This window comes from Flavobacterium sp. 245 (genome assembly GCF_004362055.1).
Lineage (GTDB): Bacteria > Bacteroidota > Bacteroidia > Flavobacteriales > Flavobacteriaceae > Flavobacterium.
Genome location: NZ_SNXB01000001.1, coordinates 698,721 through 713,067, shown reverse-complemented (window position 1 = coordinate 713,067; position 14,347 = coordinate 698,721). Strand labels below are relative to the sequence as shown.

Genomic DNA, 14,347 nt, shown 5'->3' with positions numbered 1-14,347 from the left:
CTGCTTGTTTCGCTTGTAATGCTTCTGCATCAGCTTTTGCTTTTGCGTCTGCTGCAAGTTTAACTTTCAATGCTTCTGCATCGGCTTTCGCTTTTGCGTCAGCTGCTAATTTCGCTTGACGAGCTTCTTCATCTGCTTTTGCTTTAGCATCTGCTGCTTGTTTCGCTTGTAATGCTTCTGCATCAGCTTTTGCTTTTGCGTCTGCTGCAAGTTTAACTTTCAATGCTTCTGCATCGGCTTTCGCTTTTGCATCAGCAGCTAATTTTGCCTGACGTACTTCTTCATCTGCTTTTGCTTTAGCATCTGCTGCTTGTTTCGCTTGTAATGCTTCTGCAGCAGCTTTTGCTTTTGCATCCGCCGCAAGTTTAGCTTTCAATGCCTCAGTATCGGCTTTTGCTTTTTCATCAGCGGCTAATTTTGCCAAACGAGCTTCTTCAGCTTGTTGTAATTGTTTTGCTTCAGCTTCAGCTTTTGCTTTAGCAGTTGCTTCAGCATCTGCTTTTACTTTGGCATCAGCAATCAATTTAGCTTGTAATGCTTCCATATCTGCTTTCGCTTTTGCATCTGCAGCTAATTTTGCTTGTAACGCTTCAGCATCTGCTTTTGCTTTTGTATCTGCAGCAAGTTTTGCTTGACGAGCTTCTTCTTCAACTCTCGCTTTTTCTTCAGCAGCTTGTTTTACTTTAAGTGCTTCTGCATCCGCTTTTGCTTTTGCATCGGCAACAAGTTTTGCCTGAAGCGCTTCTGCGTCAGCTTTTGCTTTTGCATCAGCTGCTAGTTTTGCTTGACGAGCTTCTTCATCTGCTTTTGCTTTTGCATCAGCAGCTTGTTTCACCTTAAGAGCTTCTGCATCAGCTTTCGCTTTTGCATCTGCAGCTAATTTCGCCTGACGAGCTTCTTCTGCTTCTTGTAATTTTTTTGTTTCAGCATCCGCTTTTGCCTTTGCAGTTGCTTCAGCATCTGCTTTAACTCTTGCATCAGCAATTAATTTTGCCTGTAGTGCTTCCATATCAGCCTTCGCTTTTGCGTCAGCTGCAAGTTTTGCCTGAAGTGCTTCTGCATCAGCTTTTGCTTTTGCGTCTGCAGCTAATTTCGCTTGAATCGCTTCTGCATCAGCTTTTGCTTTTGCATCTGCAGCTAATTTTGCTTGTCTTGCATCCTCTTCTACTTTTGCTTTCGCATCAGCAGCTTGTTTTATTTTCAATGCTTCTGCATCAGCTTTTATTTTTGCTTCAGCAGCAATCAGTGCTTGTCTTGCTTCTGCATCTGCTTTCGCTTTAGCATCAGCAGCTAATTTTTCTTTTAAGGCAGCATCTGCGGCGGCTTTTTCTTTCAAGGCTGCGGCAGCTTTCGCTTTGTTTGCAGCATCAATTGTAGCTTTCGTTTTAGCTTCTGTCGCTGCTTTTGCTTTTGCTTCAGCGGCCAATCTAGCCTGATATGCATCCGAATCAGCTTTTGCTTTTGCATCTGCAGCTAAAATTGACTGTAAGTCTGCAGCTTCCGCTTTTGCTTTTGCATCGGCTTTTCTCTTCGCTTCAGCAGCATCCGCTTTTGTTTTTGCATCAGCGGCTAATTTAATTTTCAATGCTTCAGCATCTGCTTTTGCTTTATCTGCCGCTAATTGTGCAGGCGTTTTTTGAGGTACAGCATCTGTTTTAGCTTTTGTAGCTTCAGCATCTGCTTTTGCTTTTGCGTCAGCAGCCAGTTTTAATTTCATTGCCTCGGCATCTGCCTTTGCTTTATCAGCCGCTAACTGTTGTGGCGTTTTTGCTGCTACTGCACCAGGCTTGTTTGCCGCAGCTTGAGCTCTTGCCGCAGCCGCAGCATCTACTCTAGCTTTATTATCGGCAACCAATTTTAATCTGCGTTCTTCAGCATCTGCTCTGGCTTTATCTGCAGCCAATTGAGCTTGTGTTTTTTGTGTCGTAGCAACCGCTCTGTTTGCAGTTGCAGTTTGCGCTCTTGTTTCAGCAGCAGCATCCGCTTTGGCTTTTGCATCTGCAGCAAGTTTTATTTTTAATGCTTCAGCATCTGCTTTAGCTTTATTATCTGCTAGTAATTTTGCTTTCGCTGCAGCTTCGGCGTCGGCTTTCACTTTTTCTGAAGCAGCAAGTCTTACCTGTTTCGCTTCGGCATCGGCAATAGCTTTTGCTTCAGCAGCTAATCTTGCTTTTTCAGCACCATCTACTCTTGTAACAGGAGTAGCTGTAGTTTTCTTAGCCATTACAGGTTTTGGTTTCGAAGGATCAATAAGAGAACCTTCATCATCATCACCGTAATAATAATTTCTGCTTTTGAATTTATAAGCAATTGCAAATTCGTGAGAACCTCCCAAATTTGTAAAATTTCCAAAACCTCTTTCGTAGTTATATTCGATAGCAATACTAGGTGAAATATTAACCCCTAAACCTGCCGAAACACCATATAAAGTATTATAACCTGCCTGTGCCCAAACTCCTTGCGGAATTGTAATCATGGCAAGACCAGATAAAACAGTTTTATCTTTTTTGATTTCTGTTTTTACTATTCCCGAAAATTTGCTTCGGTCAAAAAATCCATAGCTGTCAATATAACCTGTGTACATTGCATGCAATTCAATTGCTCTTTCTGGATCGTCTTTAACCATTCCAGAACCAAAATTGTAAAGGATTAAATTGTTGATCGACAAACCGAAATCAAGAAATGCTGTTCCGTAGTTAATACCAGGATTTACAGTAAGCAACGTATTTGAAGGAATATTATCTATTGGAAGATTCGGATCGTTGGAAACAATTTTACCTTTGTTTAAGCCGCTTTGGTAAGCACCAACATTAAGACCAAATGTCAAATTGCTATCTTCCTGCAAAACGATATTATGGGCAAAATTGGCTACTCCTCCAAAAACTGTAAACACACCGTAATTTTGCTGGAACAATCCAAAAGCAAAAGCTTCATTTTCTCTGAAACGTCCAGAATAACCAAATAAATACGTGTTTGGAGCATCATCAAACTGAACCCATTGTCTTTTATTATAAAAACTTATATATGGGTTTGATTCACGTACGAAACTGAATGTTGGGTTAATTAGATATCTATTGAATTTTAAAGAATTTCTGATGGGTAACGAAAACGAAACAACTCCATCCTCAGATTGGGTATCTTGAGAATAGAGTACATTTGAAAAACCGTAAAATAAAGTTATGAATAGTAGGATTTTCTTCATATTATTTTATCACAGTTATTGATCCTTTTCTTTCACCTGTGTCGGATTTAATGACATAGTAATAAACTGGATTTACATTTTTAATATCTATTGAACCAGACGGGGGCCAATCGCCTTGGTAGTTTACAACGTCAAGAACCAAGTCTCCGTTTGAACTAATTATTTTTACATTAGTTTCTGCGTTTTTATATTCGTTTGGAATATCCCATACATCATACGGATAACTGCTTAAGCTAATAATATTTGCAATTTTTTGTATGTCAGTAGGAGGAGTTGAATCATAAGAAACCGTAAAAGGCAATTCCTGTTGAACTGTACATCCTGATGACTGACTAACTTTTACTTTATAATTTCCACGTGTAGCAACCAAATATGTATTACTTGTTGCACCTGCAATAATAGTGTTTCCTAAATACCACTCGAAAGTTGGATTAACAGCATTTGTAGTAACTGTAACGCTTAAAGTTTCATCTGGAGAGATAATATTTGTCGCAGGAACATTTAGCGAAGCATTAAAGTTATTTCCTTTAAGATCGATTGTTCCAGTTGCAGTACATCCTCCAAAATCAACGTCAACCGTATAAACTGCCGCTTCATTTGTGGTATAACTACGATTTGTAGCACCAGTAATTATAGCTCCATTTTTTTTCCACTGATATTTGTTTCCTGAAGTTGCTGTAAGCGTAGTACCAGTTCCGCTAGAACAAAAAGGATTTCCTAAACTTGAATCTACTGTAACTGATGAACCTGAAGCAGCCGAAGTAACCGTAACTCTATTAGAACTGAAATTCTCGTCATTACAGCCTCCATAATCAATTTGTGCATAATAAACACCTGGTGTATTTACTGATAACGTTTTACCGCTTTGTCCTGCAATTGCAACGTCATCTTTAAACCATTTGTATTTAAGATTTGGGTAGTTTGCTGGAGATGATGGAATATCAGTTGGCGTTGGATTATAAAGTTCTAAACTCAAGCTTCCACCTGTACAATAAGTTGCTGTTCCTAATTTATTATTAATAAAAAATGACTCAACATAAGTTCTATAGTAAATAGGAAAACTAGTTACGCCTTGTGAATTTTTAAAACTTAAACTTGTTTTACCAGTACTGCTTATTATACGCATGCTATAAACATCAGAACCCTTTAAATTTGTTGGGACTGCAAATTTTATAGTCTGCTGCTGTAATGCTGCATTGTCGCTAAAAGAGATTTTTGTAGTAGCAGTTGGAGTTGTAAAATTTCCTAAATCATCTGAAAGCTGTACTTCAAAAGTAGTTCCAGCAGGAAAATCAACATAGCTAAAAGTCGCGTTATATTCATTAAAAGGTTTGCCATCAACAATAAGTCCTGCACAAATTCTTGGATAAGCAAGCTGTTGTGGGACTATTGTCTGGGCATAAGTATTTGTTTTAGTACCAAAGAAAATACTAAAAAAAAGAATAAAACGGATTACAGATAGCGTAGTTTTCTGAATCATATAGTCCTTGTTCTTGCTAAGTCTATATTTTCAAAAAACAAGATGTCGATAAATGTTTCTGAAAAATCATACTTATAGTTCTCAATAATGTCTTTTGCAAGAACAGAATAAGTCGCTGTAATTGATGAATTTTCTTGGCATTCTGAAGTTTGATTCTTCGCATCACTTGTTGGAGCAAAGCTGTCCTTGGGGATGGACAGCTCCACTGCTAACTGATTAGAATTATCTAATTTGCTGATCACTGATGTATCAGCTGTTTCTGTTTTTTGGTTGTTATTACACGCCGTTACAATGCATTTCAAGCCATTAGAAACTGTAGTGTTTCCTGATGTACTTTGTGCATTTATTGTAGCAATAGGCGAAACCAAAAATATAATATAAATAAAATATTTTTTTATAGATGGGGCCATTATGTTCTGATCTTTATTTGGTCCTGTACGAGACTGACATAAATTGTGTCTGGGGACTTTATTAATAAAATTTACGCTTTGAAATAAAAATCTAAACTTATCTATTTTCCGCTAGATGCTGTAATTTTTCCTAGTTGTAATCTGAAATCTGGTTTTTTAGGATTGAAGATATCAATGAATGTTTCTTTGTTATCACTTTGTGCCATAACATTGAAAAACACAGGGTTTCCGTACCAGCTTTCTAAATCTTCATTGTTAGTATTGTACTCTGTAAAGATATTTCCGTTACATAAGTTAAAATACATTTCTTCAATTTTGATTTTTTTAAGGTTGACTTCATTGATTTCAGTTTTACTGTCTAGCAAAACGGCCGGGTTGAATCCAGAAACCACACTACGCTTCATTTCAAGAGATGCAGTTTCGGCAACATAAATTGCTTCTTTAACTAAACCTGCCTGAATATCAGCTTTAATGTTATCACTATCATTCAACATTGTAATATTTGTTGCAACAACAAGAGTTTGTTTTTTAGTAAAATCTGTTTCACTTTTCTTTTCGAATGATTTTACCTCCATACAACGAGATCCGTCTTTATTACTAGATAGGTAAGATGATCTAACTGCCAATGAGTTGAATAAACGGCATTGAACACCTTGAGTAAATTTATAATCGTCGTTGATTGATTTATAAGAAACTAATTTAGTAGCGTTTACATCACCTCCAAAGAAAGCAAATGAGTCACCGCCAGAGTAGCTTACCATTACATTTTCAAGTATTGTTTTAGGACCAACACCAGCAATAGTCAAACCATTGAAAGTATCTGCTGCACCTTTAACTTTTTTTCCTGCAAATTCGATTCTCACAAATCTTAAAACACCTGAGTTTCCGTTTACGTTATCACCACCATAAGTAGTAAGCGTAGGATCAAGATCTAAGTTATAAGAACCAACATTTCCAAATTTATTGATTGGAGCATCACCTAGAAGTACAATTCCACCCCAGTCACCAGCTTTTTTCTGGCTGCGGTTTGAAGTAAATACAATTGGATCTGTTTCTAATCCATCAGCAACAAGTTGCGCACCTTTTGTAACTACCAATGTTCCTTTTGTTTCGAAATCACCAATAATTAAAGTTCCAGGTTCAATTGTTAAAACAGCATTGTTAGTAACATAAACGTTTCCTTGCAAAACATAAATATTCCTCTTAAGCAATTTAGTATTTACAGAAATGTTTCCTGCTAAAATTTGATTTGCTTCTCCATACTCTACTTTGTTAGGCTTAAATTCGGTCCAGTTATTCAACCAATTGTTGTAGCCCATAATTCCTTTCTCTTGCTGAGCACTCATACTAGCAACTGTCAAAAGAACGCAGATCATTTGAGTAATTTTTTTCATGATAAGGGGGTATTAGGGTTAATAATAAATTTGGGTATGCGTAAATGAAAAAACTCATCCCAATTTTTCTGAAATAATCAGAACACATCGAGAACGAGTTATTTTTTATTACTTTTTTAAAATGTTTTCGAAAATCTAAATCATCTACGTAAACAAATCAAAAAAGGTTTTAAAAATATATTATTTATTACATTTCGTTCAAATCGTTGAACTCGTGTAATGATTTCAATGTGCTTTCGTAAAATAAAATTGCAGCGATCAAGTTTCCTTTATCTGAGTAAGGCATCATTTTTCTCTGAAATTCAACAGTTGTATCAAGAAATGTTGTTGTACCAACTGCTTGTCCGTCTAAAACTTTTTTGTGTTCAGAATCGTCTGGAATACCTAAGTCAGACATTGTAACTCCTGGTTTGGTAACCAAAGCAATGTAAGGGAGGGTTTTTACTAAAACTTTAATACGCTCAATGTATAATTCCAAAAGCTCGCCTTTTTGCATACCACTCAATTCTTTTTGATCATGGTATTTTCGGATGATAGCTGTTGTACTAATTATACTTCTCGGAGCGGTTTTTGCCTGAGCTGAAACAGCAGCAGTTGTCAAGAAAAAAAGTGTACTTAATAAAATAATTTTCCCTTTCATAGATTCTGTTTATAATTGGTTGTTGTTGCAAACAAAAATATATAATTTAACTTAAATTGCAACTTTATTGAATTCTTTTTTCAAAAAAAAACCTTAAAAAAACCTTAAAAAACAGTTGTATGTCGAGAAAATGTGCGTTTTAACGAGGGTTTTGTTAAAATTGTTAAAATCAAACCTGTAAGATATTAACTATAAAAAGACACGGGTTTCTAACATTAAATAACCAAAAAAACGTTACGTTTGTCGTTTTTGGCAAAAAAATATTAACAAAAAAGTCTTCATATCTACTCGCGTGAAGTAATTTATTAACAAAGTAAAGCGGACACAATACCTCTTTTTATCAAAAAAACATTCTTGATTTCTAAAAACAAATCCACCTCATAATCTTTTAATCTAAAATTTTTGACTACATCATTTTCTTCTATCTTTGTCACATGCAATTTTCTCAAATTTTAGGTCAGGATTATATCAAAAGTCACTTGATAAAAAGTGCATCTTCAGGACGAATTCCACATGCACAATTATTTATTGGGCCAGAAGGAAGCGGTACCTTATCAACGGCAGTCGCATATGCGCAGTACATTTTGTGCAATAATACGGGCAACGAAAATGAAAACGGAAATGATTCTTGTAATTTAAAATTTCAAAATATATCGCATCCCGATTTACATTTTATTTATCCAACCGTTACGACGGAAGATGTTAAAACCAAACCAAAAAGCTTAGACTTTATTCAAGATTGGCGAAAATTTATTCAGGAAATGCCCTATGGCGGACTCTTTGACTGGTATAAAATCTTGGGTGTTCAAAACAAACAAGGAGAAATCAGGGTCGAAGATGCGCAGGAAGTTTTAAAATCGCTTTCGCTGAAATCCTACGAAGGAGGTTATAAAATTATGATTATCTGGATGGCCGATAAAATGAATATTGCCGCTTCAAACAAACTTTTGAAACTTTTGGAAGAGCCTTCAGATAAAACCATTTTTATTCTGATTTCTGAAAACGAGGAAGATATCATTCAAACCATTCGTTCTCGTTGCCAAGTAATTCATTTCAATGGACTTCCAGAAAAAGTTATTGCCGATGCATTAGTTTCTCGAGAAAATATCGATCAGAATTTAGCAAAAAAAATAGCACATCAGGCTCAGGGAAATTTTAATAAAGCAATGCATTTATTGAAAGAAGATGATTCAGAATTTCCTTTTGAACAATGGTTTGTCAATTGGGTTCGAGCTGCTTTTAGAGCGAAAGGAAATGCTGCAGCAATTCAGGATTTAATTTCATGGAGCGAAGAAATCGCCGGACTTGGACGCGAAAGCCAGAAAAAATTTATTCAGTTTTGTATCGAAATGTTTCGTCAGGCTTTAATGCTGAATTATCAAGCGCCGAGCTTGGTTTATATCGAGCCTAAAGTTGATAAATTCAAACTCGAAAATTTTGCGCCTTTTGTGAATGGAAACAATATTCATGAAATTTTCAAAGAGCTTTCAGATGCTATGTATCACATTGAAAGAAACGGAAATGCAAAAATAATTTTAACCGATTTATCAATCAAACTCACTCGTTTAATTCATAAAAAATAGTTTTCATATGAATAATGTTGCCTCTATCTTAATTCTGGCATTTTTAGCCTTAACGTTCTTACAGTCAGGATACGAAAAAATATTTTATTGGAACGATAATGTTACTTGGCTTAAAGAACATTTTTCTAAAACAAGACTAAAAAATCAAGTGCCACTTGCGTTGCTACATCTTTTAATTTTAGAATTAATTTCTGGAATTTTATCCGTTGTAGGAGCCATACAATTACTAACAAACAGTGGTCGTGAATTTGGTTTTTACGGCGCTATTTTTTCTTGTATTTCTTTATTAATGATGCTTTTCGGACAGCGATTAGCTAAAGATTATGATGGCGCGAGAACCATCGTAATTTATTTCATACCAGCTGTAATGGCTGTTTATTGGTTGAATTAAAAAACATGCCACAGATTTCAAAGATTTTTACATTTTTTCTAAATCATTTTAATCTGTGAAATCTGTGGCAAAAAAAGTTCGCTACAGCGGATAGAAAAATAAATTTTATATTAAAAAAATGAATCCAAAACATCCTTCAGAATCCATAACTATTTTAACAGATTTAGTTTTACCGAGCGAAACAAATCCTTTAAACAATCTTTTTGGCGGTGAATTATTAGCCCGTATGGATCGTGCCGCAAGTATTGCTGCACGCAGACATTCACGCCGAATTGTAGTAACAGCTTCTGTAAATCACGTTGCTTTCAACAGGGCCATTTCACTTGGAAGTGTCGTTACTGTCGAGGCAAAAGTTTCAAGATCTTTCAAAAGTTCAATGGAAGTTTTTATTGACGTTTGGGTTGAGGACCGCGAATCTGGAAGCAGAACCAAAGCCAACGAAGCTATTTATACTTTTGTTGCTGTTGATGACACTGGAAGACCTGTTGAAGTTCCGGCAATTATTCCAGAAACAGAACTTGAAATCCAGCGTTTTGATGCTGCCTTACGCCGTAAACAATTGAGTTTAGTGCTTGCAGGCAAGATGAAACCATCTGAAGCTACAGAATTAAAGGCATTGTTTTTATAGCGTAAATTGTTGCAATTTGTAACAATTTGAGACAATCAAACTTCAAAAAAAGAAGTATTTTTACAAAATTATAAGCCGCTCAAAAAAACAGGAAATACTTTTTTCTTTTTTTTGATGGCTAAAAATAACCATTTAGATAATTTAAGAAAAGATGAGTTCAGACAAAGAAGCCAAATTAAAAGCGTTACAACTAACACTTGATAAACTTGACAAAACCTACGGAAAAGGAACCGTAATGAAAATGGGCGACAAAGCCATTGTGGAGGTAGAAACGATTTCTTCTGGCTCGCTTGGCGTTGATTTAGCTCTTGGAGTTAATGGATATCCAAAAGGAAGAATTATTGAAATATACGGGCCAGAATCGTCTGGTAAGACTACTCTAACTTTACATGCAATTGCTGAAGCTCAAAAAGCTGGAGGAATTGCAGCTTTTATAGATGCTGAGCACGCATTTGATAGAAATTATGCCGAAAAATTAGGCGTAGATATTGAAAATCTTATTATTTCTCAACCAGACAACGGGGAGCAAGCATTGGAAATTGCAGAAAACCTAATTCGTTCTGGAGCTATAGACATCGTAGTAATTGACTCGGTTGCCGCTTTGACTCCAAAAAGTGAAATTGAAGGAGAAATGGGAGATTCAAAAATGGGTCTTCATGCGCGTTTGATGTCTCAGGCTTTAAGAAAATTAACCGGAACAATCAGTAAAACAAACTGTACTGTTTTCTTTATCAACCAGCTGAGAGAGAAAATTGGTGTAATGTTTGGAAATCCTGAAACTACAACGGGTGGTAATGCATTAAAATTCTATGCTTCTGTACGTTTAGATATTCGTCGTTCTTCTCAAATAAAAGATGGAGAAAACGTAATTGGAAACAGAACTAAAGTTAAAATTGTTAAAAACAAAGTGGCGCCGCCTTTTAAAACAGCTGAATTTGACATTATGTACGGAGAAGGTGTTTCTAAAACTGGGGAAATTCTTGATCTAGCGGTTGAATTTGAAATCGTTAAAAAAGCAGGATCTTGGTTCAGCTACGGAGATACAAAATTAGGACAAGGACGTGATGCAGTTAAAGCTTTAATCAAAGATAATCCAGAATTAGCGGATGAATTAGAAGTTAAAATTAAAGAACATATCAAACAATTGGCAAACGCCTAAAACTTTTAAAGTCTGCAAATTGCAGACTTTTTTTTTAAACCCCGGCAGGATTTTATCTTGCCGGGGTTTTTATTTTGAAAAAAAGAAAAAAATTGACGCAACCATTTAAAAAAAACGCATCTAATAAATAGTAATTAAATTTTAATTGGCATCGCCATAAGTGCCTTTTTGAAAATTTTTAGAATGAATTTGGTTGATTTGTTTTTAATAAAAATCCGTTGGTTAGTTTGGTGCTGACGGGTTTTTATTCTCTTCGGGAAAAAAAAATCATATCTCACGCAACCTTTTTCATTTTTTGCTCTCTATAATAATGTGACGTTAACTTGAGTTTAATCAAACTCTTTATTATCAACCATTAATGTTTTTAATTATGAAAGAGAAAATAGAAGTGTTGTACAGTAAAAACCGAAGAAAAACCAAATTGAAATTTAAAAAAGTATTACGATTTATTTCGGAAAAAATTATTCACAGATAAGATTTTGAATATAAATAAGGGGTTATTTTAGTTCAAAAGAAAACCCGGTATTCCTGATGCTTAAGGATTACCGGGTTCTGTTTTTATATGCTATTATTTCGAATCTTTTTGTTGGAATTCAATTAATCCGTTGTAAATCAATTGTCGAACTTGATCTCGGAGTTCCTTTCTGTTCTCGCTCTTCAATTCGCTTGTTTCAACAAACGGAAGGATTTTTGCACGCATTTTTCCAGGACTTCCGCTTAAAAAAGTATATGAAAAACGTTCTTTATTGTCAGGAAAAACAATTGGGACAATCGGAATATGATGGTCTATTGCCAAACGAAAAGCACCGTCTTTAAACTCATCTAACAACACACTTTCATCATCTGGAACGCCACCTTCTGGAAAAATACAAATACTAAGTCCTTGATTAAGTCTATTTTGGGCTCTTTTGAAAACATCATTTTTACTTTTCGAAGAATTTCTGTCTACCAAAATACAAGTTCTTTTGTAGAAGAATCCAAAAAGCGGAATTTTCACTAATTCTTTCTTTCCCACAAAAACAAAAGGATTTTTAATGATGGCCAGCATCAGCATAATATCAGTCATCGAAGTATGATTTGCGACAATCATATAACTTGTATTTTTAATAAGCTTTTGCTCGCGCTTGACTTTATAATAAAAACCCATCCCGTAAAGGATAAATTTAGCCCAAATGCGGGCCATTTTAAAAAAATAAGGGTATCCGCTCTCTGATATAATAGAAATCAGCAAAAACGGCAACATAATCAATATTGGAATGGCCATTAAAACGTAAAACCAAATGCGCCATAAAACCCAAAAAACAATCTTTATTCCTTTCATGGTTTCAAATGTAAGAAAACAGAAGTGAATTTAGATTTTTAGATCATTAGATTTTTAGAATGTTAGACTTTTATCCAAAATAAAACTATAAATCATTGAGATGTTTAATAAACTTTGTGGACTTTGCGAAAAACTTTGCGACCTTTGCGGTTAAAAAAAATAAACTTGCAATCTTTGCGGTTAAAAGAATAAGAAAAAAACGAGAATGGCAAAAATACTAACTGGTGTTCAAAGTACTGGAACGCCACACTTGGGAAATTTATTGGGAGCAATTATTCCGGCAATTGAATTATCAAACAATCCGGCTAATGAATCATATTTGTTTATTGCTGATTTGCACTCTATTACGCAAATCAAAGACGGTAAAACATTACGTGAAAACACTTACAGTACAGCCGCAGCATGGCTTGCCTGTGGATTAAATCCTGATAAAGTTACATTCTACAGACAATCTGATGTTACCCAAACTGCTGAATTAACCTGGTATTTAAGCTGTTTTTTCCCGTTCCAAAGATTGACTTTGGCACATTCATTTAAAGATAAATCAGATCGTTTAGACGACGTTAATGCCGGACTTTTTACCTATCCGATGTTAATGGCAGCCGATATTTTATTATATGATGCTGAGTTTGTTCCTGTTGGAAAAGATCAATTACAACATTTAGAAATCACTCGCGATGTAGCTTCTCGTTTCAACCACCAAATGGGAGAAACCTTTGTGGTTCCAGAAGCTAAAATTCAGGAAAACAGCATGTTGATTCCGGGAACAAATGGTGGAAAAATGAGTAAATCGGCTAATAATATTATCAATATTTTTCTTGATGATAAAGTGTTACGCAAACAAGTAATGAGTATTGAAACGGATAGTACTCCTCTTGAAGAGCCAAAAAATCCAGACACTTGTAATGCATTTGCCATTTATTCTTTATTAGCAAATGAAGCTCAAATTGCAGAAATGAGAGCCAATTATTTAGGCGGAAATTACGGCTATGGTCATGCCAAACAAGCTTTGTTTGAACTGATTACTGAAAAATTTAAAACTGAAAGAGAAAAATACAATTACTACATAAACAACCTTGAAGAAGTCGATGCTTTACTGAAAAAGGGCGCTGCAAAAGCTTCAATTGTTGCCGATGGAGTTTTAGCGAAAGTCCGAGAAGTTCTTGGATTTCAAAAATAAGAATCAATAAAAAAGCCTGAAAGAAAATTAATCTCTCAGGCTTTTTTTTATAATTTAAGCGTATAATTTTAAACTCTTTAACTTCGCGCCAATGCCATAATCACGCGCAAAATAATAACTATAATCGCAAAGATTGACCAGCCAGAAATACCAGAAGAACCTCCGGAATCACTTACACTTTCGGTTGCTGCATCAAGAGCATCTTTGTTTTTTCGGAACAAATTATTCAGTTCATAATTAACCGCATTATAATTTACTAAAGATGAAATCATTGGGTTAATCAATTCATGTCTCACAGCCGAATTACTGTGCAAATTATAAACCTTATTGTAAACTGCTTTAATTTTTTCGTCTTTTTCACCAGATCTAAAATGAGAAACTAAAACATAAAAACTGCGATATTTAAGGAACTCCACTGTTCTGCTTAAATCATTTAATTGCAAATTACCATTAATTGTAGCTATCGCATAATCAAGTTTCTCAGATAATTTTTTGCTTAAATTCTCCAGTGAATTTTCAGGTAAATATTCTTTTACGGCCAATAAATCATCAATATTATCAAACCTGTTTTGTGCTAGTAATTCATCTAAATTAAGGTCTAAATCTTTAGACAGAAATTTATCAATAAACGCTTGAACGTCAGCTTTACTAGATGAAACTGTATAATCAGAATTAAATCTGTTTCGTGAATAATTCTTTTTAGAAAAAAAGTTATATAAGATTCGGTTATTAGAAATAAATAAAAGCTGTCCAGCGTAATTATTCATTGCTAAAATCAAATTATCACCAAGATCAGCTTCAATACCGTAGATTCCTGATCGTTCAATTTCAAACTGTTTTCTTGCTTTTTCAATGTCTTCTGGACTGAAATCTCTTGCGTTCTCTTTGTAGATTCCAGCATTTTCAAATAGTTCAATTATATTCATTTAAATTTTAGATTTTTGGTTAAACAAATATAT

12 protein-coding genes are annotated in these 14,347 nt (G+C 34.9%); 5 read left to right on the top strand and 7 right to left on the bottom strand.

Annotated features, from left to right (window positions below):
- The 5 genes from EV145_RS03040 to EV145_RS03020 all read right to left on the bottom strand — a co-directional run.
- On the bottom strand, positions 1-3,202 hold a 3,202-nt coding region (locus tag EV145_RS03040; RefSeq protein ID WP_208110887.1), incomplete at its 3' end, for a type IX secretion system membrane protein PorP/SprF.
- 1 nt (position 3,203) lies between these two features.
- Positions 3,204-4,682, bottom strand: coding sequence for a gliding motility protein SprC (gene sprC, locus EV145_RS03035; RefSeq protein WP_133523745.1), 1,479 nt, complete (start codon positions 4,680-4,682; stop codon positions 3,204-3,206).
- Complete coding sequence (locus EV145_RS03030; RefSeq protein WP_133523744.1) at positions 4,679-5,092, bottom strand: hypothetical protein; 414 nt, start codon at positions 5,090-5,092, stop codon at positions 4,679-4,681. The genes sprC and EV145_RS03030 overlap by 4 nt, the downstream gene beginning before the upstream one ends.
- 101 nt (positions 5,093-5,193) lie before the next feature.
- Entirely contained in the window at positions 5,194-6,486 is a 1,293-nt protein-coding gene (locus tag EV145_RS03025; protein WP_133523743.1) for a hypothetical protein, read from the bottom strand.
- A 187-nt stretch (positions 6,487-6,673) separates the two neighbouring features.
- Complete coding sequence (locus tag EV145_RS03020; protein ID WP_133523742.1) at positions 6,674-7,126, bottom strand: hypothetical protein; 453 nt, start codon at positions 7,124-7,126, stop codon at positions 6,674-6,676.
- A 434-nt stretch (positions 7,127-7,560) separates the two neighbouring features.
- Between EV145_RS03020 and EV145_RS03015 the strand changes: the two genes are divergently transcribed.
- From EV145_RS03015 to recA, 4 genes are all read left to right on the top strand, one after another.
- Positions 7,561-8,709, top strand: a complete 1,149-nt coding sequence (locus tag EV145_RS03015) for an ATP-binding protein (RefSeq protein ID WP_133523741.1) — start codon at positions 7,561-7,563, stop codon at positions 8,707-8,709.
- Between the two features lie 7 nt (positions 8,710-8,716).
- Complete coding sequence (locus EV145_RS03010; protein WP_133523740.1) at positions 8,717-9,100, top strand: DoxX family protein; 384 nt, start codon at positions 8,717-8,719, stop codon at positions 9,098-9,100.
- A gap of 118 nt (positions 9,101-9,218) precedes the next feature.
- Positions 9,219-9,728 (top strand): acyl-CoA thioesterase, encoded by a 510-nt coding sequence (locus tag EV145_RS03005; RefSeq protein ID WP_133523739.1) that lies wholly within the window; start codon positions 9,219-9,221, stop codon positions 9,726-9,728.
- Between the two features lie 151 nt (positions 9,729-9,879).
- The gene (recA, locus tag EV145_RS03000; RefSeq protein WP_133523738.1) at positions 9,880-10,887 is read left to right on the top strand and encodes a recombinase RecA; all 1,008 of its coding nucleotides are present in this window, start codon (positions 9,880-9,882) and stop codon (positions 10,885-10,887) included.
- 568 nt (positions 10,888-11,455) lie between these two features.
- Here the strand turns inward: recA and EV145_RS02995 are convergent.
- Complete coding sequence (locus EV145_RS02995; RefSeq protein ID WP_133523737.1) at positions 11,456-12,208, bottom strand: lysophospholipid acyltransferase family protein; 753 nt, start codon at positions 12,206-12,208, stop codon at positions 11,456-11,458.
- 205 nt (positions 12,209-12,413) lie between these two features.
- On the opposite strand from EV145_RS02995, the gene trpS reads away from it, so the two are divergent.
- A complete protein-coding gene (trpS, locus tag EV145_RS02990) occupies positions 12,414-13,388 on the top strand; it encodes a tryptophan--tRNA ligase (protein ID WP_133523736.1) in 975 nt (324 codons plus the stop codon).
- A 77-nt stretch (positions 13,389-13,465) separates the two neighbouring features.
- Here trpS and EV145_RS02985 read toward each other — a convergent pair whose 3' ends face one another.
- The gene (locus EV145_RS02985) at positions 13,466-14,314 is read right to left on the bottom strand and encodes a hypothetical protein (RefSeq protein ID WP_133523735.1); all 849 of its coding nucleotides are present in this window, start codon (positions 14,312-14,314) and stop codon (positions 13,466-13,468) included.
- Positions 14,315-14,347: the final 33 nt, after the last annotated feature.

Coding starts and splice junctions, on each gene's coding strand:
- sprC (WP_133523745.1), bottom strand. CDS start 4,682: ATGATTCAGAAAACTACGCTATCTGTAATCCGTTTTATTCTTTTTTTT.
- EV145_RS03030 (WP_133523744.1), bottom strand. CDS start 5,092: ATGGCCCCATCTATAAAAAAATATTTTATTTATATTATATTTTTGGTT.
- EV145_RS03025 (WP_133523743.1), bottom strand. CDS start 6,486: ATGAAAAAAATTACTCAAATGATCTGCGTTCTTTTGACAGTTGCTAGT.
- EV145_RS03020 (WP_133523742.1), bottom strand. CDS start 7,126: ATGAAAGGGAAAATTATTTTATTAAGTACACTTTTTTTCTTGACAACT.
- EV145_RS03015 (WP_133523741.1), top strand. CDS start 7,561: ATGCAATTTTCTCAAATTTTAGGTCAGGATTATATCAAAAGTCACTTG.
- EV145_RS03010 (WP_133523740.1), top strand. CDS start 8,717: ATGAATAATGTTGCCTCTATCTTAATTCTGGCATTTTTAGCCTTAACG.
- EV145_RS03005 (WP_133523739.1), top strand. CDS start 9,219: ATGAATCCAAAACATCCTTCAGAATCCATAACTATTTTAACAGATTTA.
- recA (WP_133523738.1), top strand. CDS start 9,880: ATGAGTTCAGACAAAGAAGCCAAATTAAAAGCGTTACAACTAACACTT.
- EV145_RS02995 (WP_133523737.1), bottom strand. CDS start 12,208: ATGAAAGGAATAAAGATTGTTTTTTGGGTTTTATGGCGCATTTGGTTT.
- trpS (WP_133523736.1), top strand. CDS start 12,414: ATGGCAAAAATACTAACTGGTGTTCAAAGTACTGGAACGCCACACTTG.
- EV145_RS02985 (WP_133523735.1), bottom strand. CDS start 14,314: ATGAATATAATTGAACTATTTGAAAATGCTGGAATCTACAAAGAGAAC.